The sequence below is a fragment of the Glutamicibacter sp. 0426 genome (assembly GCF_001906485.1).
GTDB lineage: Bacteria > Actinomycetota > Actinomycetes > Actinomycetales > Micrococcaceae > Glutamicibacter > Glutamicibacter nicotianae.
Genome location: NZ_MPBI01000002.1, coordinates 56,211 through 81,250 on the forward strand (window position 1 = coordinate 56,211; position 25,040 = coordinate 81,250).

A 25,040-nucleotide genomic window follows, 5' to 3' on the forward strand; every position below is an offset into this window, starting at 1 on the left:
CACCCGAAGCGCGCCGCGGGATCTGGTACTGCCAGATCCCGCGGCATGCTTATTTCTGCGTCCGGCGAAGTGCCAGCCATAGCGAGGCGGCGGCATCCGGGTCATCAAGGTCGATGCCAAGCACATCCTGCGCCACGCTGATGCGGTGGCGCAGGGAATTGCGGTGGATGCCCAGTTCGCGGGAGGCTTCCTCCCAATGCCCGCGATGGCGCAGATAGGAGGTGACCGCCGAAAGCAGATCGGCGCGCGGGTATTCGGCGAGAGCTGTGACCCAGGTTTCCGCGCTGGCATCGAAGCCCGGGGAGCTGGGGACCATGGTCCCCACCGGGACAGCATCCAGCGCGTGGCGCAGGGCAGGGAGATTGGCGGGGATCTCGGCCAGGTTCAGCGGGTGGGAGAGCACCGCCCGGACCTCGGGTGCCGGGGAATCGAATGGTTCGCGCGCCATCAGTTCCGTGGTGCTGCCGGCCGGCGGTGCCAGCGGCGCGTCTGTGCCGGGATGTTCCGCTGGTTCGGGGAGGACCAGATAATTTTCGGAGCCATCCTGGTAGTGGAGCTGGCATTCTTCGACCGCGGCGGAGATATCGGGCAACGCCGCTGGACGCTGGAGCGAAGGCAACGCATGCATTGCGGTCGCGGAATCGGTATTGGCTCCTGCCCGGTACACCAGGATCCGCACGCGGGAAGGCAAACTGTCCAACCCGGCGCCTTCCCCGACCAGGCGCGCCGCCTCGGGTTGGCCATGCAGCAGCAATTTGGCGGTGGCCGCGCTGAGCGCCTGATGCGTGCTGGCGGCCAATTCCCGCTGCCTGGCGCGCAGGGACAGCAGCGTGCACGCGGTCATGATGATCTGCCGGTCGGCCTTGGTCGGCTTGCGGCCTGCGGATACGCCGAGATATCCCTGGATTCTGGTCCCGGAAAGGATAGGGTAGAGCACCACTTCGTGGCCCTGGACCTCGAACGTGGACGCCGCGGGCATGCCGTTGCGCCGGAAACGCATGGATTCATGGCGGAGCTCGTCCAGGAATGCTTCGGCTGACGCCGGGTAGCAGGTCGCCGGGCGGTCATCGACCGAGAGGTAGGCGGCCCAGCCTTTCAGGGCTTCGGCCAAGCCGCGCACTACGGCATTGATGGCATCCGGACGGACCGCGGCCCGCGCCAGCGCAGTCTGGGTGCCCAACGAGCCCATCAGGTTCGACTCCTGGTCGCGTGAGGCCAGGCGCCAGTAAGCCCGTGAAATATTCTGGAATGGGATTTGATCGGGGACGATGCCCAGCTCAATGCCGGCCTGGTCGCAGGCCTCGACGACATGCTCGGGCACGGCGCGCAGCCAGGGACCGAGTCCCAGTCCCAAAGCGAATACCTTCTTGGCCTGCAGCCGGCGCATGTAGGCGCGGGAAGCTTCGGCGCTGGCGGCGAATGGCATGCCGGTGGTCAGCAGCAGCTCGCCGCCATCCAAGTAGGCGGTGGGATCCTCCAGCTCGGAGACATGCACCCCGCTGACCGGCAGGGCCCGGAAGGTTCCGGCAGTAGCGGGGAGGAATTCGGCACCCAATTCCGTGCCGAGCTGCAAAAGGGTAATCATTGGGTAAATTATCCAAGAAAGATGCCAAGTTTGGATGCAATGGCCAATGACGCGTGTCACGCGGATTTCTAGGCTTGAGCCATGACTGAAACCCTTGCCGCCATCGACGCGCCAGCCCTGCCCCAGACCCGCCATCTTGCCACCAGCATTCCCGGCCCCCGCTCAGCTGTGCTCCACGAGCAGCGGGTGCAGCAGGTCAGCAGCGGCTTTGGCATCACCCTGCCGGTCTTCGTCAACCGGGCCGATGGCGGGATCATCGAAGACGTCGATGGCAATCGCCTGATCGACTTCGCTTCGGGAATTGCCGTGACGTCACTGGGTGCTTCCAACCGCCGTGTGGCCGAACGAGTGGCCAAGCAGCTGGAGGACTTCACCCATACCTGCTTCATGGTCACGGAATACGAATCCTTCACCCAGGTGTGCAGCTGGTTGAACCAGCACACCCCCGGCGACTTCGAGAAGCGCACGGCGCTGTTCTCCACCGGGGCCGAGGCCGTGGAGAACGCGGTTAAGATTGCCCGTGCCGCCACCGGGCGGGCCAACGTGCTGGTCTTCGACGAGGCCTACCATGGCCGTTCGCTGCTGACCATGGGCATGACCGCCAAGGTCAATCCGTACAAGCTGAACTTCGGCCCGATGCCCGAGCATATTGTGCGCGCCGCTTCGGCGAACCCGTTGCGTCCCGCCGCCGGCGCGGCCACCGTCGAGGCGGTCTTGGCCTCGGTCGAGCGGACCTTGGTGGAGCACGGCCCGCAGACCTTCGCCGCGATGGTCATCGAGCCGATCCAGGGCGAAGGAGGTTTCGTGGTTCCGATGGCCGGATTCATCCCGGGCCTGCGCAAGCTGGCTGACAAGCACGGCATTGTGCTGGTCATCGACGAGATCCAGGCCGGCATGGGGCGCACCGGAAAGCTCTTTGCCTCGGAGCACGAGGGCGTGGCAGGCGATCTGATCCTCACGGCCAAGGCGCTGGCCAACGGAGTGCCGCTGTCTGCGGTGACCGGCCGCAAGGAGCTGATGAATGCCCCGCACGCCGGAGGCCTGGGCGGCACCTATGCCGGAAACCCGCTGGCCTGCGAAGCGGCGCTGGCAGTCTTCGAGCAGTTCGAGGACGGGGCGCTGCTGGAAAATGCCCAGCTCATTGAGCGGGTGGCACGCGAAATCCTTGAACCGCTGGTGCGGCAGACCTCGGTGGTGGCCGAAGTGCGCGGCCGCGGAGCTATGCTGGCTATCGAGTTCGCCGACGCGGGCAGCTTGGCGCCGCGCCCTGATGTGGCCGCCGCAGTGTCCAAGGCCTGCCATGGCGCCGGGGTGCTGACCTTGACCTGCGGCACGCACGGCAACGTGCTGCGCCTGCTGCCGCCGCTGGTGATCGGCGAAGAACTGCTGCGCGATGGATTGGGGGTGCTTGCCCAGCAGATCCGCAGCGCTGCCAGCTGATCTCCTCACTTCTCCTCCCTGGAATCCCAGCGCAAGCCGCAGTCCTTTCCCGGACCGCGGCTTGCGCCCTTTTATGCCCGCATTCTGCCTGGCCCTGTCGTTGGATCTTGACGTGACCCAGCAGACAAAATAGCATAATGGAAAACTGAAGTTTCATATTAGACAACTTGGGCTGTGGTCCTCGTGCGTCTGGGGAGGAAGTTGCGATGAAGGAAATCCGCATCGAGGAAAATGGCCGGCTGGGACCGATCAATGCCGCGGAGATTCCCCGCTATGCAGGAGGCGGCACCTACGCCCGGCTGCCGCGCCTGGACCAGGTGGAGCAGGCCGACATCAAGATCGTTGGCGTGCCTTTCGATACCGGTGTGTCCTACCGGCCCGGCGCCCGCTTCGGAGCCAACCACGTGCGCGAATCCTCGCGCCTGATCCGCCCCTACAACCCCGCCACCGACACCTCGCCCTTTGCGCAGAGCCAGGTGGCAGACGCCGGGGACATGGCGGTCAACCCGTTCAACATCAACGAGGCCATCGAGACCATCGAGCACAACGCGCTGGAGCTGACCAGCGACGGCTCTACCCTGGTCACCGTGGGCGGCGACCATACCATCGCGCTGCCGCTGCTGCGCGCCGCCTCCCAGCGCGCCGGAGCACCGGTGGCGATGCTGCACTTCGACGCGCACCTGGATACCTGGGACACCTACTTCGGCGCCGAATACACCCACGGCACCCCGTTCCGCCGTGCCGTCGAGGAAGGCATCCTGGATACCGAGGCGATCTGCCACGTGGGCACCCGCGGCCCGCTGTACGGCAAGAAGGACCTGGAAGACGACAAGCGCTTCGGCTTCGGCATCGTGACCAGCTCGGATGTCTACTACCAGGGCGTGCGCGAAATCGTGGACAAGCTGCGGGACCGCATCGGCAACCGCCCGCTGTACATCTCGGTGGACATCGACGTGCTGGACCCGGCGCACGCCCCGGGCACCGGCACCCCGGAAGCCGGCGGCATCACCAGCCGCGAGCTGCTTGAAATCCTGCGCGGGCTGCGCGGGCTGAACATCGTCGGCGCCGACATCGTGGAAGTGGCCCCCGCCTACGACCATGCGGAACTGACCGGCGTGGCCGCCAGCCACGTCACCTACGACCTGATCAGCCTGATCAGCGACTTCCGCGCCAGCAAGGGAATGAATGCCTCATGAGCGAGCAACCGCAACGCAACGGCGGCGACCTGGTCATCGAGACCCTCACCGCACTCGGCGCCAAGACCGTGTTCGGGATCCCCGGGCAGCACGCCCTGGGACTGTTCGACGCGCTCTCGCGCTCCAGCCTGGAATTCATCTCCTCGCGCGTCGAGAACAACTCCGCCTTCGCCGCCGACGGCTACTCCCGGGCCACCGGGGAAGTGGGCGTGCTGTTCCTCTCCACCGGCCCCGGGGCGCTGACTTCCCTGGCCGGGCTGCAGGAAGCCTACGCCACCGGTGTGCCGATGGTCGTGGTCGCCAGCCAGATCCCGCTGGACGGGCTGGGCGCCCGCCGCAAGGGCATGCTGCACCAGCTCGATGACCAGAAGGCCTCGGCCGCCAATGTCACCAAGTTCCAGCAGACCGTGCACCATGCCTCCGGCATCCCCTCAGCCATCCAGGACGCCTGGGCCCGGGCCATCACCGTGCCCATGGGGCCGGTCTGGGTCGAGGTGCCGCAGGACGTGCTGCTCGCGCCGGTGATGGTGCCGCCGGTGCAGGACGCCCTGGCCGAAGCCTACGAGCATCCGCCGCGCGAAGAGCTGATCGGCGAAGCCATGCGCTGGCTGGCCGAGGCGAAGCGCCCGGCCATCATCGCCGGCGGCGGCGTGCGCCGGGCCGGGGCGCAGGCCGAGCTGCTGGCCGTGGCGGAGAAGCTGCAGGCCCCGGTGCTGTGCAGCCCCGGCGGCAACGGCGCCTTCCCCTGGGAGCACGAGCTCTCCTTGCAGTCGTGGGTCGAGGACCGCTACGTCTCGGAGGTCATGGAAGACGCCGACGTGCTGGTGGTCATCGGGTCATCCCTGGGCGAGGTCACGAGCAACTACTTCACCCTGGAACCGCGCGGCAAGATGATCCAGATCGACGCCGAGCCGCGCGTGCTCGAATCCAACACCCCCGCCCTGGGCATCCGCGCCGATGCCCGCGAGGCCCTGAAATTCCTCGATGGGGAAATGCGCAAGACCGGCTTCACCGCCCAGGCCTCGTGGCATGGGAACACCCCGCAGCAGGTGGTGGCCGAGACCCTGGAGAAGGTGCAGGCCCGCCTGGATGCCCAGGACCTGGGCAAGGAGCGGAAGTTCATGGCCGATATCCGGGCCGCCGTCCCGGCAGGGATGCAGACCTTCTGGGACATGACCATTGCCGCCTACTGGGGGTGGAGCTGCTGGGACGCCAAGGACGGCGAATTCCATTCCGCGCAGGGCGCCGGCGGCCTCGGCTTCGGTTTCCCCGCCGCGATCGGCGGAGCCATCGGCTCGAAGCAGCGCGTGCTGGCGGTCAGCGGAGACGGCTCATCGATGTACTCCATCGCCGAGCTGGCCACCGCCAAGCAGCACCATGCACCGGTCACCTGGCTGATCGTCGATGATGGCGGCTACGGCATCCTGCGCGAGTACATGGAGGGAGCCTTCGGCAAGGCCACAGCCACCGAGCTGGCGCGGCCCGACTTCGTGGCGCTGGCCCAGTCCTTCGGCATCCCCGCCCGGGCGGTGGAACCGGAAGGCATCGGTGCCGCGCTCGCCGAGGCGCTGGAGGCGGACGGGCCGAACGTCATTGTGGTCCGCACCCTGCTGAAGATGTTCGCGCCCACGCACCTGTAAAGGCATCCGGACACGTCGACGGCCTCGGATCCGCTGCTCTCACGAGCGGTGGGTCCGGGGCCGTGGTGATTAATAGATGGTGAAACGGTGCAGGTCAGTGGGTGAAGTGGAATACCACGCCGAAAAGCACTGTCGAGATGCCCAGGCAAATGCCGATGAGCAGTGGCTCCCAGTCCAGGGACTGGGCTGCCAACATCACTGCGAAGGTAGCGAAAAGCAGAATTGCTCCGATGCCTCCCAGGATCACCCCTCCGCCACCATGGTGCCGCACGGCGGAGTGTGCGGTCCGGTTAATTAGTGGTGCCATGCCGCCATGGTACGTCCGAAACCGGCCAAAGCCGAGGGGTGGGGCCAATAACTTCGATATTGTCTGCTTTGTTGGCTCAGCGGCCGGTGCGCAGCTGGTGGATTTGCTCGGCAGCGGAGGCCAGTGAGGGATAGTCGGCACCTGGCCCCTGGGCGATGAATCCGGGGCAGTGGTGGTCGGCCAGCCCCGGTTGCCCGTAGGACAGGCCGCGGAACGTGCCCTTGGCCATGCGCACCAGATGCGCGCCGGCGGCCACATCCCACACCTTGGTATCGAAACCGATCACGGCATCGCACCAGCCTGCGGCCACATGGGCCAGAGACAACGCGGCGCAGACCTTGCGCCGCACCGTGGCGAAGTCCTGGATCCACTGGCCCAGAAGCTTCAGCGACAGATCTCCGTCCTTGAGCATGGATTCCGCTCCCGGGTAATCGGTCATCAGGTTGGCGCGGGACTGCTCGGGACGGGCACCGGGCTCAAGGACTTGTCCATTGAGGAATGCGGTATCCGAATTGGCACTGAATTCATCGCCGGAGATCGGATCGAGGATTGCGGCGGCAACCAGTTGGCCATCGATGGCGGCGGCGATCGAGATGCAGAAGAATGCCACGCCGTGGACGAAATTGCTGGTGCCGTCAATCGGATCAACGATCCACTGCACCTTGCCGGGAGCCTGCTGGCCGTGCTCGCCGGAGATCCGCTCTTCGCCGAGCACCCAGGAACCGGGGCAGGCCGAGAGCAGCGCGTCGGTGATGATCCGCTGGCTGCGCCGGTCGATGTCGGTGACCAGATCATGCGTGTTGGTTTTGTGTTCGGCGTGCACGGTGCCGCGGAAGGAAGCGCGCAGCAGTTCGGCGGACTGGCGAGCTGCTTCAAGCGCTGCAAGGCGCAGTTCTTCGGCGTTGTTGGTGCGGGCTTGGACTCGCTGATCATTCACGAAGTCCAGCTTACCGCCGGCACGCAACGCCAAAACGTTGACTAAAGCAACTAATTAAACTTACTGTGGTGGAAACACAATAGATAGGCAGCCGATAGACCGTGGACAAGTCTCCAGACAGCCATTCGGATTCAGAGCTCAAGAGCCTGCTCGACGAGCTGGCGCGCAGTTCCAGGATCCTACGCGTGTTCTCGCATATGGACCAGACGGATCCCGAGGTTTCCAACGCCTCCCATCATGTGCTCAAGACGCTGAAATCCCGTGAACCCACGCATGCTGCCGACCTTGCCCAGGTCCTCGGCATCGGCACTGCGGCAATGAGCCGGCACCTGGCGGAACTGGAGCAGTCGGGCCTGGTTGACAGGCGGCCCAGCCAAATCGATGCCCGCCGCCATGTGCTTTGGGTGACCGAGGCGGGGTGCGAGCGGCTTGAATTCCGCGACCGATTGCGCCTGGAGCGCATGCGCCAGGTCCTTCCCGACTGGGACAGCTCCCGCATGGCCAGTGTTGCCCACGCTTTGGGCGAGTTGAACGATACGATGATCCGCGGTATCCAATCCCAGCGCACCGATCAGTTCGGCACCGAGCAAAGCACCACCGGAAACAACGCAGAAAATACCGACCTTGGATAAGAGCATGCCGGAAAAAGACCGTCCTACCGACCTCACCGAGGTGGCCGCGGACCAGCCGCAGATGGACCAGCGCGAGGTGCTCAAATCCATCGCTGGAGTCTTGGCATCCTTCTTCGCCGCGATGCTCGCGGCGACCATCGTGTCCATTGCCCTGCCGACCATCATGGATGTCCTGGGCGGCTCGCAAACCGACTTCAACTGGGTCTTGAGCACCACGCTCCTGGCCAATGCCGCCACCACCCCCATCTGGGGCAAGATGGCAGATCTCTTCGACAAGAAGAAGCTGCTGCAAGCGGGCATCCTGGTGTTCGTGCTCGGCTCGCTGCTGGCCGGGCTTGCCTGGTCGATCCCAGTGCTGCTGTTCGCCAGGGTCATCCAGGGCATCGGCATGGGCGGGCTGACGGCCATGGGCATGGCGGTCATCGGCACGGTCATTCCGCCACGCGAGCGCGGACGCTATTCGGGATACTTCGGCGCGGTCATGGCTGTCTCCACCGCGGCAGGCCCGCTGCTGGGTGGATTCATCGTGGACTCGCCGCTTGGCTGGCGCTGGTGCTTCTTCTTCGGCATTCCGATCAGTTTGCTCTCGATGATCCTGATCCACCGGACCCTGCACCTGAAGCACGTGAAGCGTCCGGTGCACATCGACTGGGTGGGCGCCATCCTGCTGACCACCTCCGTCTCCATCCTGCTGATCTGGGTGTCCTATGTGGGCAAGGATGATTACTTCGGTTGGAATTCGTGGCAGACCTACACCATGGTCTCGACGGTCATCTTGCTGGCCCTCGCACTGCTGCTCGTGGAATCGCGGGTTCCCGAACCGATCATTCCATTGAAGATCATTTGCACCCGGACCACGTCGCTGGCGATCCTCGCCTCAATCTCTATCGGCGTGGGAATGTTCGGCACCGGCGCCTTCATCGGCCAGTACTTCCAGATCGCCCGCGAAGCCACGCCCACCATGGCCGGGCTGATGACCTTGCCGATGATCGCCGGCAACTACTTCGGATCGGTCTTCTCGGGACAGATGATCACCCGCTTCGGCCGGTGGAAAATCTACCTGCTGATCGGCTCAATCCTCAATATCGCCGGCCTCGGCCTGCTGGGAACGATGCACCACGATACCGAATACTGGATCTTGGCCTGCGGCATGTTCCTGAACGGCGTGGGCATGGGGTTCATGCTGCAGAACCTGGTGCTCTCGGTGCAGAACACGGTGAAAGTCACCGATATCGGTGCGGCGAGCTCTTCGGTGGCGTTCTTCCGTTCAGTTGGCGGCTCGGCAGGCGTCGCAGTGCTCGGCGCACTGCTCTCACGCAATGTGGCTGACTTCGTCAACGACTCCTTGGCGGCCAAGGGGCAGCTTTCCGCGGCGCCGGCCACCGAGGATTCGCTGAATCTTTCTGGGATGCCCGATGCGTTGCGGCTGGTGGTCGAAGCCGCCTATGGCGAGGCGACAGGAATCGTCTTCACCGTTTCGGCAGCCGTGGCAGTTATCGCCTTCGTATGCATCGTGCTCATCAAGGAAGTGCCGCTGCGCAAGACGATCTAGCGGGCGTGGCGTTGTCGCGGAGGCGAATCAGGATAAGCTTCAAACCATGAGTAGCATGCAACCGATCCAGCAGAAGGCGTCCCTGACCGAGCAGGTGTCCACGATGATCCGCGCTGCCATCGTTGCCGGCGAGATGGCTCCGGGGGAGCACTACTCAGCCATCGGCATATCGGAAAAGCTGGGCGTCTCTCGGACTCCGGTGCGCGAGGCCCTGCAGCTGCTGGAAAAAGAGGGCATCGTGACCGTGGCGAAAAACCGCGGGGTGCGGGTCAACCAGATTTCCCTGGACGAGATTGTCGAAGTCTTCCAGCTGCGGCTGGCCATTGAGCCTGCTGCTGCCTCACGTGGCGTGCGGAATGCGACGGAGGATGACATCAAGCAGCTGAAGTCGCTGCACCAGCGCATGCTCGAGATCGGTGAAACCGGTGATGGCCGGGCAACGCTGGAAGCGGACAAGGAATTCCACCTCTACCTGCTGGGGCTCGCCGGAAACGCGAAGCTCGACAACGTGGTGGGGGAATTGCGCAACCTGGTCCTGGCCCACGGGCAGACTACCGTGCCCTTCGCCCGGTCCAGCCAGGACTTGGCCGGTGACCGTGAGGAAATCATGGCAGCGATTCTTGCCAAGGATCCGGATGCCGCCGCAACGGCGGTTCGCGATCACGTCATGCGCACCGCGCAGATGCTGATTAAGTCCGTCTGCTCGCGGACCGAGGGACTGGACGCGCAACCGTTCTTGGAGCGGTTGGACGCTTTGATTTCCTAGCATCAAGCCTGAGCGTTCGGCACCAGCTGGAGCCCAATGGGCCGCTAGAAGGCAATGAATTATCTGAAAACCTTGCCAAGGTGATCTGCGCGACATAGAGTTGCATGCAACATGTAACTTATAATTTTTGTGGATTGAAGGTGTGGAAGCGAATGAGCCAACCGCTCGAAGGGATCAAGGTCATCGACCTCTCGCGCATCCTGGCCGGACCGCTGTGCTCCATGACCCTGGCGGACTTCGGAGCCGACGTCCTCAAGGTGGAAAGCGCTGCCGGGGATGAGACCCGCAGCTGGAAGCCGCCGGTCAACGCCCAGGGCATCAGCACCTACTACTGGTCGGTGAACCGCAATAAGCAGGCAGTAGTCGCCGACTTTGCGGACACGGCACAGCTGCACGCCCTGCGCGAATTGATCCGCGAGGCAGACGTGCTGGTGGAGAATTTCCGTCCCGGTGTCTTGGCAAAATTCGGCTTGGACTACGAGAGCTTGCGCGAACTGAATCCGGCACTGGTCTATTGCTCCATCTCGGGATTCGGCGAAAAGCAGGGTGCGGCACTGCCCGGCTTCGACCTGCTGGTGCAGGCAGTGGGCGGGCTGATGAGCATCACCGGCGAACCGTCGGGGCCGCCGAGCAAGGTGGGCGTGGCCCTGGTGGATGTCCTGGCCGCGCAGAATGCGGTGGCCGGGATCCTGCTGGCCTTGCGCGAACGCGATTCCAGCGGCATCGGCCAGCGGGTGAGCATCAACCTGCTCGGCTCGCTGCTGGCCGGGCTGACCAACCAGTCCAGCAGCACGCTGGCCACCGGAAAATCCCCGGCACGCATGGGCAACGCGCACCCGAGCATCGCCCCCTATGAAACCTTCGCAGCCAGCGATGGCGTCGTGGCGATCGCGGTAGGCAACGACCGCCAGTTCGCCGCCCTGGCCCAGCACCTGGGCCAGCCGGAACTGATCCACGATCCGCGCTTTGGCAGCAACAGCGCACGCGTGGCCCACCGGACCGAACTGAAGGCCATCATCGAAGCGGCCACCGTCTCGGCCACGGCCGCGCACTGGGCGGCAGCGCTGATGGCCGCGGGAGTCCCCGCCGGCAAGGTCAACTCCATCGCCGAGGCCATCGACTTCGCTAAGGAGCTCGGCCTGGATCCGGTCGCGCTGATCACCGATCCGGCCACCGGAGAGGTGACCGAGCAGATCGCCAGCCCCATCGGGCTCTCGCGCACCGGAGCCCAATACCGCAGCACCCCGCCGGCCCACGGGGAGCACCAGGAACTTCTTGGCACCTTCGCCAACAGCTAATCGCAAGAACTTTCAAGGAGATACACCATGACCACCATCGAACGCCTGCTGGACCCAGCGGACCTGATCAACTTCGACTCCCTGCTCTCGTCCGAGGAATTGGCGCTGCGAGATACCGTGCGCGGCTTCGTCAAAGAGAACATCAAGCCGAATATCGCTCAGTGGTACAACGACGCGGTCTTCCCGCTGGAAATCGTTCCGGAGATGGCCAAGCTGGGCCTGCTGGGCATGCACCTTCAAGGCTACGGCTGCGCGGGGCGCTCGGCCGTGGAATACGGCATCGCCGGGGCCGAGCTGGAAGCCGGCGACTCGGGGCTGCGCACCTTCGTTTCGGTCCAGGGCTCGCTGGCCATGAGCGCCATCTACAAGCACGGCTCCGAGGAGCAGAAGCAAGAATGGCTGCCGAAGATGGCCGCCGGCGAAGCGATTGGATGCTTCGGGCTGACCGAACCCACCGCAGGCTCGGACCCATCGAGCATGAAGACCTTCGCCCGCCGCGACGGCGATGACTGGGTGATCAACGGGTCCAAGCGCTGGATCGGCCTGGCCAACGTCGCGCAGGTGGCAGTGATCTGGGCGCAAACCGATGGGGGCATCCGCGGATTCGTCGTTCCCACCAGCACCCCTGGCTTCACCGCCACGCCAATCGAGCAGAAGCTGTCCATGCGCGCCTCGATCCAGTGCGACATCGACATGGTTGATGTGCGCCTGCCAGGAACTGCGGTATTGCCCGAGGTCAAGGGACTGAAGGGGCCTTTCTCCTGCCTGAACGAAGCCCGCTACGGCATCCTGTGGGGATCCATGGGCGCCGCCCGCGACGCTTTCGAGGCCGCCTTGGCCTACTCGCAGGAGCGCCTGCAGTTCGACAAGCCGCTGGCCGGATACCAGATGACCCAGCAGAAGCTGGTGGATATGGCCTTGGAAATCAACAAGGGCTTCCTGCTCGCCCTGCACATCGGCCGGTTGAAGGACGCCGGGAACCTGGATCTGCACATGATCTCGGTCGGCAAGCTGAACAACTGCCGCGAAGCCATCGCGATCTGCCGTGAAGCCCGCACCATCCTGGGCGGCAACGGCATCACCCTGGACTACTCGCCGCTGCGCCACGCCAACAACCTGGAGTCGGTGCGCACCTACGAGGGCACCGACGAGGTGCACACCCTGATCCTGGGCAACAAGCTCACCGGCGTGCCGGCCTTCCGCTAAGCCGCGAAGCCACAGTAGACGGGAAAGAAACCAATGGAACTTTCGACAACAGTTGCCACCCTGGAGCACTACATCAACGGTGCCTGGGTTCCCGGAGACGGCGGGCGCATTGGCTCGACGGCCGCCGCAGACCAATCCAGCATCCTCGCCGAGGGCACCGCAGCCAGCACGGGCCAGGTGGCGGCCGCCTTTGATGCCGCCCGCACGGCGCAGAAGTCCTGGGCCGCCACCCCGATGGCAGCCCGCGGGGCGATCTTGGCCAAGGCCGCCGGCTACCTGACGGAGCATGCCGAGGACTTCGGCGCGGAACTGGCCGCCGAGGAGGGCAAGACCCGGGCCGAAGGCATTGGCGAAGTGCTGCGCGCAGCGCAGATCCTCACCTACTATTCCAGCGAATCTGAACGCGCTGCCGGCACCGTCTTCCAATCCCCGCGCGCCGGGGAGCAGATCCTGGTGACGCATAAGCCGCTGGGGGTGATCGGGGTGATCACGCCCTTCAACTTCCCCATCGGGATTCCTGCGTGGAAGATCGCCCCGGCGCTGGTCTTCGGCAACACCGTGGTGTTCAAGCCGGCCAGCCTGGTGCCGCTGCTGGCCATCCGCCTGGTGCAGGCCCTGGAGCATGGCGGGCTGCCCGCCGGCGTGCTCAATCTGGTCATCGGACCCGGAGCGCTGGGCGATGCCTTCATCGCCAATGAGCAGCTGGACGGGCTGACCTTCACCGGATCCACCGGGGTGGGTCGCAAGCTCTGCGCCGCGGGGGCAGCGCGCGGGATTCCGGTGCAGGCGGAAATGGGCGGCAAGAACGCATCGGTGGTGCTGGCCGATGCCGACCTGGACCTGGCCAGCGAGCAGGTGCTCTTCGGGGCGTTCCGCTCCACCGGGCAGAAGTGCACGGCCACCAGCCGGTTGATCCTTGATGAGTCCATTGCCGATGAGTTCCTGGCCAAGCTCACCGGGCGGCTCGCGCAGTGGGTGACCGGGGATCCGCTGGATCCGTCGGTGCACATGGGTCCGCTGGTGGATGCCAAGGCGGCCACCTCGGCAGCCCAGGGGATCGAACGATCGCTGGAACAGGGCGCGACACTGAATTATCGCGGGCAGGCCCCGGACACTGGCAGCTTCCTGGCCCCGACCATCCTAGAGCTCCCGGACGGGGAAGCGGGGCGGGCCAATTGCGCATGGCAGGAAGAATTCTTCGCACCGATCCTGGCGGTGCGCCGGGTCAACGGGTGGCAGGAAGCCTTCGAAGCCGCTGAAGACTCGGAATTCGGCTTGAGCTTGGCGCTGTTCACCTCGAATCTCGCGCTGGCTCTGGAAGCGCAACAAACTCTCGACGTGGGAATTTTGCATGTAAATTCGGAGTCAGCAGGTGCCGACCCGCATGTGCCTTTCGGCGGTGCGAAGGCTTCTGGCTACGGACCGAAAGAGCAGGGAGCGGCAGCTCGCGAGTTCTACACGCACACCACGACGACCTACCTGCGCGGCTGAAGGGTGCCGGGCGGGACTGCAAAGAGAGTAATGATCAATGACGATTGAACGTATTTTGGTGATTGGCGCCGGCACCATGGGCCGGCAGATTGCGATGAGCTGCGCGTTGGGCGGATACAGCACAGTGCTGCAGGACATCTCTGCCGACGCGCTGGACGCCGCCCGTGCCGAACTGGAATCCTGGGCTGCCGGGCGCGTGGCCAAGGGCAAGCTGGATCAGGCCACAGCCGATGCGGCGCTGGGACGCCTGGGCCAGGACACCGATCTGGTCCAGTGCGCGTCCACTGCGGACCTGGTCATCGAGGCCGCGGTAGAGCGCTTGGATATCAAGGAGCAGATCTTCGCGCAGCTCGGCGAGCATGCACCGGCCCACGCCATCCTTGCAACGAACTCCTCGACGCTGCCGTCCTCGAAGGTGGCCGAGGCCAGCGGCCGTCCGGAGCAGGTGTGCAATATGCATTTCTTCAATCCGGCATTGGTGATGAAGTGCGTCGAGGTGGTTCGCAATGCGCAGACCAGCGACGGCACCATCGAGGCCGTCACCGAGGTGGCCAACCGGCTCGGAAAGAACCCGGTGCTGGTGAACAAGGAGATCCCCGGGTTCATCGCCAACCGCATGATGGGCGCGATCAACGCCGAGGCGCTGAACTTGGCGCACGCTGGAATCGCCAGCATCGAGGACATCGACACCACCGCGAAAACCGCGCTGGGCCACCCCATGGGTCCGTTCGAGCTGATGGACATGGTGGGCCTGGACGTCATCGATTTCATTGCCCAAGCGACCTACGCCGAAACCGGCGATGCGGCCGATCAGCCGCACCCGCTGATCACCGAAAAAGTTGCAGCCGGCAAGCTCGGGCGCAAGAGCGGGGAAGGGTTCTACCCTTACTCCTGAGCACGGCCCAGGCTGGAAACGCCGCTGCCTGCCCGATCAGCATCGGGTGGGCAGCGGCGTTTTCCGTGCGGTTCTCCGGGGGAGCTATTCAGCGACCTCTGGCTGCTCGCCCAGCTGGAAATGCCGTCCGGAGATGGAATCGACATTGACCCGGATCCAGAAATCCTTCTGGGTCGGGATCCATGGAGAGACGCCGCTTTCGCGCGCCTCCTTGATATCCGCTTCATGTTCCAGCACCTCGGCGCTGCCGTGCACGACCACCGACCACGCCTCATCGGAAAGGATGCCGTCGGCTTCGAAGGCGATCTTTTCATTGATCGACATGGCCGCCAGCTTGTTTCCGGGCGCCGTGCGCAGGAACAATTTGCCGTTGTGCACCCCGTAGTTCACCGGGACGATATCGATCAACCCTGCAACCGAGGTCGCCACGCGTCCGTGGGAGGTGTGCGAGAGCAGCTGCCACGATTGGTCCTCATCCAAGACCAGGACCGGACTGTTCATTTCGTGTTCGAATTTCATAGCACCAGTTTTCTACTCTTTGTAGAAAAGCGCAAGGGCCTGAGACACAAGTTCTCGTTTTCCCCTGCGTGGGCGTCGGCATGAAAGACTGGAGCCATGAGTCATATTTCGGCTGATGGCGATGCACGGCATGTAGCGTCGCGAATTGAAGACGGAGTGCATCGGTGGCGCGCGCGGCGCGCCCTGGCCAATGGCCATCAAGCGGTCATCCTGCCCTATGTGGGATATGGCTCCACCGGACCGAACGGCGGCTGGATCCGAGTCTTCGCCCGCGTGGTCCTGGCCAAGCCGGGCGCCTTCGAGGACGGGCAGCACAAGGCCCAGGTGATTGCCGATGGCATTCGCGGCTTCCGCAACTTCATTTCCCCGATCCTCCCCGGCGGCAAGGTCAGCATCGACGTGGGCGACCATCGCTTCGAGGTGCAGGCCGATCGCGGCGGTGTCATCGATGTGAAGCTGATGGTCGACCTGCCTGCCGGCTGGAACGAGATCCGCCTCCAGGCCCATGACGGCGATGACGCGCAGGCAAAGATTCTCGTGATCGACCAGGCGCAGAAGTTTGGCGTGATCAGCGACGTGGATGACACGGTCGTGGTCACCGCGCTGCCGCGACCGCTGCTGGCGGCCTGGAACTCCTTCGTGCTCTCGGAGCATGCCCGCGTGGCGACCCCCGGGATGGCGGTAATGCTCCAGACGGTGTTGCATGAGCATCCGGGATCTCCGACCATCTACCTGTCCACCGGCGCCTGGAATGTCGCGCAGACCCTGCAGCGCTTCATGTCGCGCAACCTGTTCCCCAAGGGGCCGCTGCTGCTGACCGATTGGGGACCGACCGACCGTTCCTGGTTCCGCAGCGGAATGCAGCACAAGGTCGACCAGCTGCGCCGGCTGGCCGAGGAATTCCCGCATATTTCGTGGGTGCTCGTTGGCGATGACGGCCAGCATGATCCGGCCATCTATGCGGAGTTCGCGCGCCGCTACCCGGAACTGGTCCGGGCGATCGTGATCCGCCAACTGACCCCTTCCGAAGCGGTGCTGGCCGGCGGGCGCTCGCATGAACTGCGCCGGACCACTCCCGGGGTGCGCTGGGTCTACGAGCCGGACGGAGCACGCATCCTGCGGGAACTGGCCAAGCTGGGGATCGTGGGCAACGACAGCACGAACCTGTTGAAGGAAGATTAGCCATGGATGGAACCACCCTGCGGGTGCAGGTGCCGATGCGCTGGGGCGACATGGATGCCTACGGCCATGTCAATAACGTCAACCTGATCCGGCTGATGGAAGAAGCGCGCATCGCCGGCTTCGGCGTGCCCGGCGGCACCGGGGCGCCAGGCGCCCAGCCGCAGGCCGACATCTTCTCGGCGGTGCCGGTCGGAACCCAGATCCTCGTTGTCGAGCATCGGGTGCGCTACTCCCGTCCGCTGGAATACCGCAACGTGCCGGTCAACGTCGATCTGTGGGTTGCCAATATCAAGCCTGCGAGCTTCGACATCTGCTACGAATTCCGCGACCCGGTGGAAGACCACCTGTGCGTCAAAGCGGCCACGACCCTGGCCTATTTCGACCCGGCGACCTCGCGCGTGCAGCGCCTGAGCCCCGAGGAACGGGCAGGGCTCAGCGCATATGAAGGGCCCTCGACCTTCCCGAAGTAAGCACTTGGGCTCCTGTCAATTAGGATTGATCTATCTACCCTTATTAAGACAGGAAGTGATGTTGTGTCCCAGCCCGCTGGTGGTCGCCCGCAAACTGGAGGTCGCCCCGCGCGCCCTCAGGTCCTCCTGCAGGTCCTCAAGCGTGAGAGCATCGCACCGCATCTGGTGCGGCTCACCCTTGGTGGCCCAGGCATCTCAAATTTCGTCGACAAGCCGGTCACTGATCGCTACGTGAAATTCCTGTTCGCCAAGCCCGAGCTGGGACTCGAGCTGCCCTACGACATGGAGGCGCTGCGCGAGCAGCTGGCTCCCGAGGACATGCCGGTTCGCCGCACCTACACCGTGCGCCGCAGCGACATGGAGGCGGGCACCATCGAGGTCGACTTCGTGGTCCACGGCGATGAGGGCCTGGCAGGCCCGTGGGCGCGAGATGCGCAGATCGGCTCGTCCATCTGCTTCTCGGGCCCGGGCGGGATGTTCGTCCCCAAGGAAGAATTCGATTTCCACTTCTTCGCCGGAGACGAAACCGCCATCCCCGCCATCGCCGCATCCCTGGAATCCATGTCCCCGCAGATGAAGGGCCTGGTGGTCATCGAGGTCGCCGACGAGGCCGATGAAATGCAGCTGCAGGCTCCGGCCGGCATGGAGATCCGCTGGATCCACCGCAATGGGCAGTTCACCCCTGAAAGCACCATTCTCGAGTCGGTGGTCCGCGAGATCCCGTGGCCCGAGGGCCGCGTGCAGGTCTTCGCCCACGGTGAGCGCGAAGTGATGAAGAAGCTGCGCCACTTCTTCTATGACGAGCATGGAGTGGACCGCCGCGACATGTCGCTATCCGCCTACTGGGCCTACGGCCGCGCCGAAGACGCGTTCCAGGCCGAGAAGCGCACGGACATCGGCAAGATTTTCGCCGATTAGCCTGAGTGCCGTCACCTGATTCACCGAAGTTAGATCGACCTAAGAAACTATTTGAAAAATTACGCAAATAGGTATTGACGTTATTGCCGGTTCTTAGGTTATGCTTATTCCAGAGCTTCTCCCGTGTGTGGTCGGGAGAAGCGTCAAGCTTGACCGATATTTATCGGCTAGCTCACTGCATGCCGGGGCTGCTCACCTCGGAGCAGTGAGGGGCGTAGCCGGCTTGAATTAGGGGAATGGAGAGTCGGAGGGCTTGCTCAGTCAGCCGATTCGTTGAAAAGGGAGCTTATCAAGATTGCACACCTTGATAAGCTCCCTTTCTCGTCCCTAGGGATTTGCTGCATCAAAAGACCACAGCAGTAGGGTCGCCAGATAGCCAGCGCCCCGAGGCGGGGGTGCGACGACCGCACCGCCATCGCGAAGCTCCCCCAGGGCTCGGCGGACGACCAGATCCGAATCGAGGAAAATCTCCGGATCCCGCAATCCGCGCAGCGCCATGTAATTGCGCGTCCATGGGCCCACCCCGCGCAGCGCCTGGAGCTGATCCAGGAATGCCGGTGCGTCGCCAAGCAGGAATTGCCCGCTGAGCTCGAACCATTCGGCCACCGATTGCAGTGTCACCGCCCGCGAAAGCGGGCAGCGTATGATCTGCTGCAATTCTGCAGGCGTGCAGGCGGCCGTTGCGGCAGCCGAGGGGAAGGCCTGAAGGCCTGAGTTGTGCGGCTGGCCCAAGGCATCGACGTAGCGTCCACCCAAGGTCCGTGCCGCCGCCAGGGACACCTGCTGCCCGATGACAGTGGTCGCCAGGGCCTCGAAAGGATCCGGGTAGCTGATCAGCCGCAGGTGGGGGAAAGCCATGGCCAGCGGCTGGTAGCCCGGCAGGGCACCAAGCGCCGCATAGGCCGCACTGGTGTCCTGCTGCAGTCCCAGCCAATGGTTGATGATCCCGGTCAGCCGGGCAACGGATTCCGGCGGGGCGTCATGGGTGAGCGATACGCCGAAGGCATCCAGCCTCAGGGAAATTTCTACCAGGTGTCCCTGCACATGCAGGATGCGCTGGACCTGGGCCGCAGCGGGGTCCAGCCGCTCCTGGGCTGGCAGCGAATGCAATGCCAGCACCGCCAGCGCGTGGCTGGCATCCAGAGTTCCCGTTGCGGGCAGGCGCAGTTCCATTTGTTCAGGCCCAGATGCCGGAGGTGCCGCGGCGGTGCGAGCCGATCAGGTGGGTGTCCACCATGCCGATGGCTTCCATCAGGGCGTACATGGTGGTCGGGCCGACGAACTTGAAGCCCCGCTTCTTCAGCGCCTTGGCCAGCTCCTTGGACTCCGGGCTTTGCGTGGGGATCTCGGTGAAGGTGCGCGGAGCCGGCGTCTGCTCCGGCTTGAATGACCAGATGAAATCGGACAGGCCGCCCTCTTCGCGAAGCATCAGGGTTGCTTCGGCGTTGGCGATTGTTGCGCGGATCTTGAGCCGATTGCGCACGATCCCTGCATCCTCCATCAGTCGATTGAAGTCATCCTCGGTGAACAGGGCGACTTTCTCGGGATCGAAGTATTCGAAGGCCTGGCGGAATGCCTCGCGCTTGGAAAGGATAATGGCCCAGGACAGGCCCGACTGGAAGCATTCAAGGCTGAGCCGCTCGAAAAGGCCGGCTTCCGTAGTGATCGGCATGCCCCATTCGGCATCGTAGTACGCGCGGAGCATGCCATTCGAAGCGGCCCAGCGAGGGCGCGCCAACCCGTCCTCGCCAACGATGAGATCTTCAGTCATATTTTCATCTTCCCATCCATCCGGATTCTCGCAGTGTCATGCAACGTTTCGTTTCGCGGCCACGTGGCCTATCATCGTTATATGGCGATAATAGAGTCAGATATCGATGCAGTGGAAGTCCGCAACGGCAAGCTCCAGTTCGCGGCGCTCTTCCATGCGCTCGCCGACCCGACGAGGCTGCTGATCCTTGACCACCTGCGGACCGGGGAGCACAAGGTCAGGGAACTGACCGAGCATCTGGGCCTGGCCCAAAGCACGGTCAGCGCGCACCTGTCCTGCCTGAAGGACACCGGCCTGGTCCGCGTCAGAAGCCAGGGGCGGGCCAGCATCTACTCGCTGGGCCAGCAAGAAGCCCTTGATGCCCTGGCCGCCGCCGCGTCGGCACTGCTGCCGCAGGACGCGGCCCACCACCAGTGGCACGAAGCCCACGGCACGGACCGGAGGGAGGACTGAGCATGGGACACGACCACTCCCACGGCCACTCGCATGACCATTCAGGAGCCAACCGGACCCGTCTGGCGTGGGCCTTCGCCATCACCGCGACGATCCTCGTCGCCGAAGTGGTTGGCGCGATCCTCACCAATTCCCTGGCCTTGCTGGTTGACGCGGCGCATATGCTCACCGATACCCTGGGGCTCCTGCTCGCGCTGACCGCCGCCAACCTGATCATGCGCAAGCCCACGACGAAGCGCACCTGGGGATTCCGCCGCGCTGAAGTGCTCTCGGCTACCTTCCAATCGGCCTTGCTGCTGGCGGTGGGCATCTATGCCGCGGTCGACGCGGTCCGCCGGCTCTTCGCTCCGGCAGAAGTGCAGCCGGCCGGGCTGCTGGCCTTCGGCATCATCGGCCTGGCCGGCAACGTCATCTCCATGTGGATCATTTCCGCGGGTCGCAACAACAACCTCAACATGCGCGCGGCCTTCCTGGAAGTGGTCAACGACGCATTGGGCTCGGTCGCCGTCATCATTGCCGCACTGGTGATCACCTTCACCGGGTGGATGCGGGCGGACTCCGTGGCGGCCCTGGTGATCAGCGCCCTGATTGTTCCACGGGCCATGAAGCTGCTGGGGGAGACCACCCACATCCTGCTCGAATCCACGCCGAAGGGCTTGGATTTGATCGCGGTCAGGGAGCATTTGGAAGCATTGCCCGGAGTCATCGCGGTGCACGATTTGCACGCCAGCCAGATTGCCTCCAACCTCCCGGTGCTCACCGCCCATGTGGTGGTCGAGGACTCGGTGTTCAGCGCCGGCGCGGCCGGCGGGTTGCTGCGCGAGCTGCAGCAATGCGTGGCCGACCACTTCACCGTGAGCATTGAGCACTCGACCTTCCAGATCGAGCCGGCCTCGCACCAGCTTAGCGAACGCGAGCACGGTTGCTAGGCGGACAGCACCGGGTGGAGGCGAACCGCGGCTTCGCTCATCCCCTGGTATGACTTGGCCCCGCTGAACTGGATCCTGGCGGTTGATGCCGGTATGGCTAGGTGATTTGTAGTCTTTCTAATATGACTTCCGAGACTATGCCGAAAACCGAGAACGCGGTCGCCGCCCGCGGCCTGACCAAGACCTACGGGCACGACAGCACCAGGGTCGAAGCCCTGCGCAACGTCACCGTTTCCTTCGAACGATCCCGCTTCACCGCCATCATGGGCCCTTCGGGCTCCGGCAAATCCACGCTGATGCACTGCCTGGCTGGCCTGGACACCGCCGACTCCGGCGAAATCGTTATTGGCGGGAAAAACCTGCTGGAACTGAGCGATGACCAGCTGACCGAGATGCGCCGCGAGCAGATCGGCTTCGTCTTCCAGTCCTTCAACCTGGTGCCCACCATCAGCGCCAAGGACAACATCCTGCTGCCGCTGTCGCTGGCCGGCAAGAAGCACGACCGCGACTGGTTCAACACCGTCATCCAGTCCCTGGGCCTGCGCGACCGGCTGAACCACAAGCCGCATGAGCTCTCCGGCGGCCAGCAGCAGCGCGTCGCCGTGGCGCGCGCCCTGCTCACCCGCCCCGAGGTCGTCTTCGGCGACGAGCCCACCGGCAACCTGGACTCCCGCACCGGGGCCGAGGTGCTCTCGCTGATGCGCACCTCGACCCGCGAAATGGGCCAGACCATCATCATGGTCACCCACGACCCGGCCGCCGCCTCCTACGCGGACACCGTGCTGCTGATGAAGGACGGCAGCATCGTGGGCCAGCTGGATGACCCGACCGTGGCCACCGTGACCGAGGCCCTGGCCTCGCTGGCGGAGTAGTCGATGCTGCACGTAGCCCTCGCCAATATCAAGACCTATGCACGGCGTTATATCGCCGTGGTCCTGGCGGTCGCCATCGGCACCGCCTTCCTCGCGGCCACCCTGGCCGTTAACACCTCGACCCGCGCGACCTTGAAGAACTCGCTGGGCGACACCTACAAGAACGCCGACCTGGTCGCCTTCCAGGACTGGGAACTGGTGCCGGAGGACGATCCCGACTTCGAGTACACCGAACTGGCCATGGATCAGGTCGAGGACATCCGCAAGCTCCCGGAGATCTCCACCGCCTACGGCACCGCCTACGAAACCGGTGAACTGCACACCGCGGACGACGGCTATGGCGTGCTGCTGCAGCCGGTGTCCGCCGAGCAGAACCTCGGCGGCATGGAGCTGCTCGAAGGCCGTGCCCCGCTGAACGCCGACGAGGTCATCCTCGACGACGAGCACGCCGATCGCATGAAGGTCTCGGTGGGGGACACCGTCGGCCTGACCACCTCCGAGTCCACCAAGGACATGAAGGTGGTGGGCATCCAGCGCACCAGCACCGATCCGCAGCTCTCCGGCTACGCGATGGTCGGCCTGCCGGAATCCGTCTGGACGAAGATCGCCGGCGATTCCGGTTCCTTCCAGAACATCGTGATCGATGCCAAGGACTCCCTCCCGGCCGCCCAGCAGGCGCTGGCCGCGTACTTCGCCGAGCACCAGATGAGGGACGTCTCGGTACTGACCGCCGATGAAAAGGTCATCAAGGACGTCGCCATGCTGACGGACGGCACCGACCAGCTCACCGTGGTGCTGCTGGTGTTCGCCCTGGTAGCTCTGGTGGTCACCGGCCTGGTCGTGGTGAACACCTTCAACGTGGTGATCGCCCAGCGCACCCGCGAACTGGCGCTGCTGCGCACCCTGGGCGCCAAGCGCAAGCAGATCCGCAGCTCCGTGCTCATCGAGGCCCTGGTCATCGGCATCGTCGCCTCGGCGATCGGCGTGGCCCTGGCCGTCGCGCTGATGGCAGGCCTGATCCAGCTGCTGCACGTGATGGTGCCGAGCCTGTCCTACGCCACGCTGGCGCTGGATGCCAAGGGCCTGGTGATCCCGGTGGTCGTGGGCATCGCAATGACCGTCATCGCCGCGAGCCTGCCGGCCCGCCGCGCCATGAAGCTCGCCCCGCTGGCGGCCCTGCGTCCCTTCGACGCGGCGAGCGTGAAAAACCGCGCCGGCAAGCTGCGCATCGTCATCGGGATCTTGCTGGCCCTGGCCGGCGCCGGGCTGCTGGCCTGGGGCGCGATCGACGGTTCGCTGCCCATCGCCTTCCTCGGCGGCCTGCTCTCCTTCCCGGGCATCCTGATGCTCGCATCGCTGTTCGTCCCGGCCAGCGTCTTCGGCATCGGCAAGCTGGTGGCCGGGCGCTCGGTGGCTGGCAAGCTCGCCGCCCTGAACGCAGTGCGCAACCCGGGCCGCACCACCGCCACCGCCACGGCCCTGCTGATCGGAGTCACCCTGGTTTCCATGATCATGGTCGGCGGACAGACGGCCAAGTCCAGCCTTAACACTTCCCTGGCCGGAGAGTTCCCCGTGGATCTGACCCTCTCGCTGTATGAGCGCCAGGTCGACGACGCGAAGACCCAGGAACTGGCCCGCGAGCTGGCCTCCTTGGACGGCATCGAGGAAACCTCGACCTTCGTGGCCGGCACCGCGGAAATCAAGGGCCGGGAGGACGAAGCCCCGGTACAGCTGATGGGCGTCGATCCGCAGGGCTTCTCCAAGACCGTGCTGGACCAGAGCATCGTGCCGGCGGACGGGCAGATCATCCGCTTCAACACCGGCACAGAAGAACAGCCCAAGAAGCTGACCGTCGGCGGCAGGGAACTGGACGTCAAGGTGTCCTCCGCGGCGCTGTACCAGGACCTGGTCACCAAGGACACCTTGGAATCGTTGAAGCTGGCCGACTCGGAGAACGAGTACGGCGGCGTGCTGATCAAGGCGGCCCCCGACCTGTCCAACGCCGACATCACCGCCCTGGTGGAGCAGATCGCCGATGTGGCCAACGTCGAGTCGTACATGATCGACGGCGGCGTGGTGCAGAACGCCATGTTCTCCCAGGTCATTGACGTGCTGCTGGCCATCGTGTCCGCCCTGCTGGCCGTGGCGGTGCTGATCGCGCTGATCGGCGTGGCCAACACGCTCAGCCTCTCGGTGCTCGAACGCACCCGCGAGAACTCGCTGCTGCGGGCCCTGGGACTGAAGAAGAAGCAGCTACGGGCCATGCTGGCCCAGGAAGCCGTGCTGATCGGCGGCGTGGCGGCCCTGCTGGGCCTGGTGCTCGGCGTGGTCTACGGACTGCTCGGCGCGCATGCCACGCTCTCGGCGGTCGGCGAGATGTCCTACGAGATCCCGTGGCTGCAGCTGGCCCTGGTGCTGGTAGTCAGCATCGTAGCCGCCCTGCTGGCCTCGGTGACCCCGGGACGCCGCGCCGCGAAGCTCTCCCCGGTCCAGGGGCTGGCCGCCGAGTAGGCTAGCGCCTCGCGACCGGCAGGCAGACGCCCGGGCCCGATGACTTCACGTCATCGGACCCGGGCGTTGCTCGTATACCGTTGGTTCAATGAACATTGAGCTGATGCGTTTTCGCGTGAAACCAGGCAAAATCGAACGAGTCGACCAATGGCTGCAGTTCCTGAATTCCAATATGCCGGCGGTGCTGGAAACCCTGGAGGGGGAGCGGATGTACGTCGAGACGATTTTCAGCGAGACGCTGGACGGGGCCGAATACCTGTACTGGTACAGCATCCAGGGCCACGGCGGTACCGAGGTCCGCGACTCGGCGCACTGGCTCGATGAGAGGCACCTGGAATACTGGGACGAATGCATCGATCCCGATTTCGCCCCGCAGACGCTGGTCACCCGGGTAAGCATGATCCCGCAGCGGATCCGGGAACAGATGCAGTAGCCACGCCGAAGGCAGGCAAGGGCCCGCAGGACGCTTT

24 protein-coding genes are annotated in these 25,040 nt (G+C 64.6%); 18 read left to right on the forward strand and 6 right to left on the reverse strand.

The genetic code is table 11. The features are described from left to right. Nucleotides 1-49 precede the first annotated feature (49 nt). Nucleotides 50-1,585: a PucR family transcriptional regulator gene (locus tag BKX98_RS05805; protein ID WP_073706504.1), complete on the reverse strand. Its 1,536-nt coding sequence runs from the start codon at nucleotides 1,583-1,585 to the stop codon at nucleotides 50-52. An 81-nt stretch (nucleotides 1,586-1,666) separates the two neighbouring features. Here BKX98_RS05805 and BKX98_RS05810 point away from each other — a divergent pair, with 81 nt between their 5' ends. From BKX98_RS05810 to BKX98_RS05820, 3 genes are all read left to right on the forward strand, one after another. Next, entirely contained in the window at nucleotides 1,667-3,025 is a 1,359-nt protein-coding gene (locus BKX98_RS05810) for an aminotransferase class III-fold pyridoxal phosphate-dependent enzyme (protein WP_073706505.1), read from the forward strand. 206 nt (nucleotides 3,026-3,231) lie between these two features. Beyond that, a complete protein-coding gene (speB, locus tag BKX98_RS05815; RefSeq protein ID WP_038990019.1) occupies nucleotides 3,232-4,221 on the forward strand; it encodes an agmatinase in 990 nt (329 codons plus the stop codon). Further along, nucleotides 4,218-5,861, forward strand: coding sequence for a thiamine pyrophosphate-binding protein (locus BKX98_RS05820; protein ID WP_038990018.1), 1,644 nt, complete (start codon nucleotides 4,218-4,220; stop codon nucleotides 5,859-5,861). The genes speB and BKX98_RS05820 overlap by 4 nt, the downstream gene beginning before the upstream one ends. A gap of 94 nt (nucleotides 5,862-5,955) precedes the next feature. Here the strand turns inward: BKX98_RS05820 and BKX98_RS16770 are convergent, their stop codons facing one another. Both BKX98_RS16770 and BKX98_RS05825 read right to left on the reverse strand, forming a co-directional pair. Continuing rightward, the gene (locus BKX98_RS16770; RefSeq protein WP_143181038.1) at nucleotides 5,956-6,168 is read right to left on the reverse strand and encodes a hypothetical protein; all 213 of its coding nucleotides are present in this window, start codon (nucleotides 6,166-6,168) and stop codon (nucleotides 5,956-5,958) included. Between the two features lie 76 nt (nucleotides 6,169-6,244). Next, the gene (locus tag BKX98_RS05825; protein WP_073706822.1) at nucleotides 6,245-7,105 is read right to left on the reverse strand and encodes an inositol monophosphatase family protein; all 861 of its coding nucleotides are present in this window, start codon (nucleotides 7,103-7,105) and stop codon (nucleotides 6,245-6,247) included. A 101-nt stretch (nucleotides 7,106-7,206) separates the two neighbouring features. Here BKX98_RS05825 and BKX98_RS05830 point away from each other — a divergent pair, with 101 nt between their 5' ends. From BKX98_RS05830 to BKX98_RS05860, 7 genes are all read left to right on the forward strand, one after another. Further along, nucleotides 7,207-7,737, forward strand: a complete 531-nt coding sequence (locus tag BKX98_RS05830; protein WP_073706506.1) for a MarR family winged helix-turn-helix transcriptional regulator — start codon at nucleotides 7,207-7,209, stop codon at nucleotides 7,735-7,737. A gap of 4 nt (nucleotides 7,738-7,741) precedes the next feature. Continuing rightward, nucleotides 7,742-9,289: an MFS transporter gene (locus BKX98_RS05835; protein WP_073706507.1), complete on the forward strand. Its 1,548-nt coding sequence runs from the start codon at nucleotides 7,742-7,744 to the stop codon at nucleotides 9,287-9,289. A gap of 46 nt (nucleotides 9,290-9,335) precedes the next feature. After that, nucleotides 9,336-10,055 (forward strand): GntR family transcriptional regulator, encoded by a 720-nt coding sequence (locus BKX98_RS05840; RefSeq protein WP_158024664.1) that lies wholly within the window; start codon nucleotides 9,336-9,338, stop codon nucleotides 10,053-10,055. Between the two features lie 152 nt (nucleotides 10,056-10,207). Beyond that, on the forward strand, nucleotides 10,208-11,353 hold the full coding sequence (locus tag BKX98_RS05845) for a CaiB/BaiF CoA-transferase family protein (RefSeq protein WP_073706509.1): 1,146 nt from the start codon (nucleotides 10,208-10,210) through the stop codon (nucleotides 11,351-11,353). 27 nt (nucleotides 11,354-11,380) lie between these two features. Continuing rightward, nucleotides 11,381-12,559, forward strand: a complete 1,179-nt coding sequence (locus BKX98_RS05850) for an acyl-CoA dehydrogenase family protein (protein ID WP_073706510.1) — start codon at nucleotides 11,381-11,383, stop codon at nucleotides 12,557-12,559. A gap of 33 nt (nucleotides 12,560-12,592) precedes the next feature. After that, a complete protein-coding gene (locus BKX98_RS05855; RefSeq protein ID WP_073706511.1) occupies nucleotides 12,593-14,050 on the forward strand; it encodes an aldehyde dehydrogenase family protein in 1,458 nt (485 codons plus the stop codon). Nucleotides 14,051-14,087: 37 nt separating this feature from the next. Further along, nucleotides 14,088-14,945, forward strand: a complete 858-nt coding sequence (locus BKX98_RS05860; protein WP_073706512.1) for a 3-hydroxyacyl-CoA dehydrogenase family protein — start codon at nucleotides 14,088-14,090, stop codon at nucleotides 14,943-14,945. Nucleotides 14,946-15,029: 84 nt separating this feature from the next. Here BKX98_RS05860 and BKX98_RS05865 read toward each other — a convergent pair whose 3' ends face one another. Next, nucleotides 15,030-15,464 carry a pyridoxamine 5'-phosphate oxidase family protein gene (locus BKX98_RS05865; protein WP_038990011.1) on the reverse strand — a complete coding sequence of 145 codons (435 nt, stop codon included), beginning with the start codon at nucleotides 15,462-15,464 and terminating at the stop codon, nucleotides 15,030-15,032. A gap of 96 nt (nucleotides 15,465-15,560) precedes the next feature. On the opposite strand from BKX98_RS05865, the gene BKX98_RS05870 reads away from it, so the two are divergent. The 3 genes from BKX98_RS05870 (at nucleotide 15,561) to BKX98_RS05880 (ending at nucleotide 18,034) form a co-directional block, all read left to right on the forward strand. Beyond that, nucleotides 15,561-16,646, forward strand: coding sequence for an App1 family protein (locus tag BKX98_RS05870; protein WP_073706513.1), 1,086 nt, complete (start codon nucleotides 15,561-15,563; stop codon nucleotides 16,644-16,646). A 2-nt stretch (nucleotides 16,647-16,648) separates the two neighbouring features. After that, a complete protein-coding gene (locus tag BKX98_RS05875) occupies nucleotides 16,649-17,116 on the forward strand; it encodes a thioesterase family protein (protein ID WP_038990009.1) in 468 nt (155 codons plus the stop codon). 63 nt (nucleotides 17,117-17,179) lie between these two features. After that, nucleotides 17,180-18,034: a siderophore-interacting protein gene (locus tag BKX98_RS05880; protein ID WP_073706514.1), complete on the forward strand. Its 855-nt coding sequence runs from the start codon at nucleotides 17,180-17,182 to the stop codon at nucleotides 18,032-18,034. A gap of 327 nt (nucleotides 18,035-18,361) precedes the next feature. On the opposite strand, the gene BKX98_RS05885 is transcribed toward BKX98_RS05880, so the two are convergent. Continuing rightward, nucleotides 18,362-19,207, reverse strand: a complete 846-nt coding sequence (locus BKX98_RS05885) for a DNA-3-methyladenine glycosylase (RefSeq protein WP_073706515.1) — start codon at nucleotides 19,205-19,207, stop codon at nucleotides 18,362-18,364. Between the two features lie 4 nt (nucleotides 19,208-19,211). Next, complete coding sequence (locus BKX98_RS05890; RefSeq protein WP_038990008.1) at nucleotides 19,212-19,805, reverse strand: DNA-3-methyladenine glycosylase I; 594 nt, start codon at nucleotides 19,803-19,805, stop codon at nucleotides 19,212-19,214. Nucleotides 19,806-19,886: 81 nt separating this feature from the next. Here BKX98_RS05890 and BKX98_RS05895 point away from each other — a divergent pair, with 81 nt between their 5' ends. From BKX98_RS05895 to BKX98_RS05915, 5 genes are all read left to right on the forward strand, one after another. Then, entirely contained in the window at nucleotides 19,887-20,258 is a 372-nt protein-coding gene (locus BKX98_RS05895; RefSeq protein WP_038990007.1) for a metalloregulator ArsR/SmtB family transcription factor, read from the forward strand. A 2-nt stretch (nucleotides 20,259-20,260) separates the two neighbouring features. Next, nucleotides 20,261-21,187: a cation diffusion facilitator family transporter gene (locus tag BKX98_RS05900; RefSeq protein ID WP_141358236.1), complete on the forward strand. Its 927-nt coding sequence runs from the start codon at nucleotides 20,261-20,263 to the stop codon at nucleotides 21,185-21,187. Between the two features lie 122 nt (nucleotides 21,188-21,309). Then, on the forward strand, nucleotides 21,310-22,059 hold the full coding sequence (locus tag BKX98_RS05905; protein WP_066140143.1) for an ABC transporter ATP-binding protein: 750 nt from the start codon (nucleotides 21,310-21,312) through the stop codon (nucleotides 22,057-22,059). Nucleotides 22,060-22,062: 3 nt separating this feature from the next. Next, nucleotides 22,063-24,570: an ABC transporter permease gene (locus BKX98_RS05910; RefSeq protein WP_073706516.1), complete on the forward strand. Its 2,508-nt coding sequence runs from the start codon at nucleotides 22,063-22,065 to the stop codon at nucleotides 24,568-24,570. 88 nt (nucleotides 24,571-24,658) lie between these two features. After that, complete coding sequence (locus BKX98_RS05915) at nucleotides 24,659-25,003, forward strand: DUF6176 family protein (protein ID WP_073706517.1); 345 nt, start codon at nucleotides 24,659-24,661, stop codon at nucleotides 25,001-25,003. The last annotated feature ends 37 nt before the right edge of the window (nucleotides 25,004-25,040 follow it).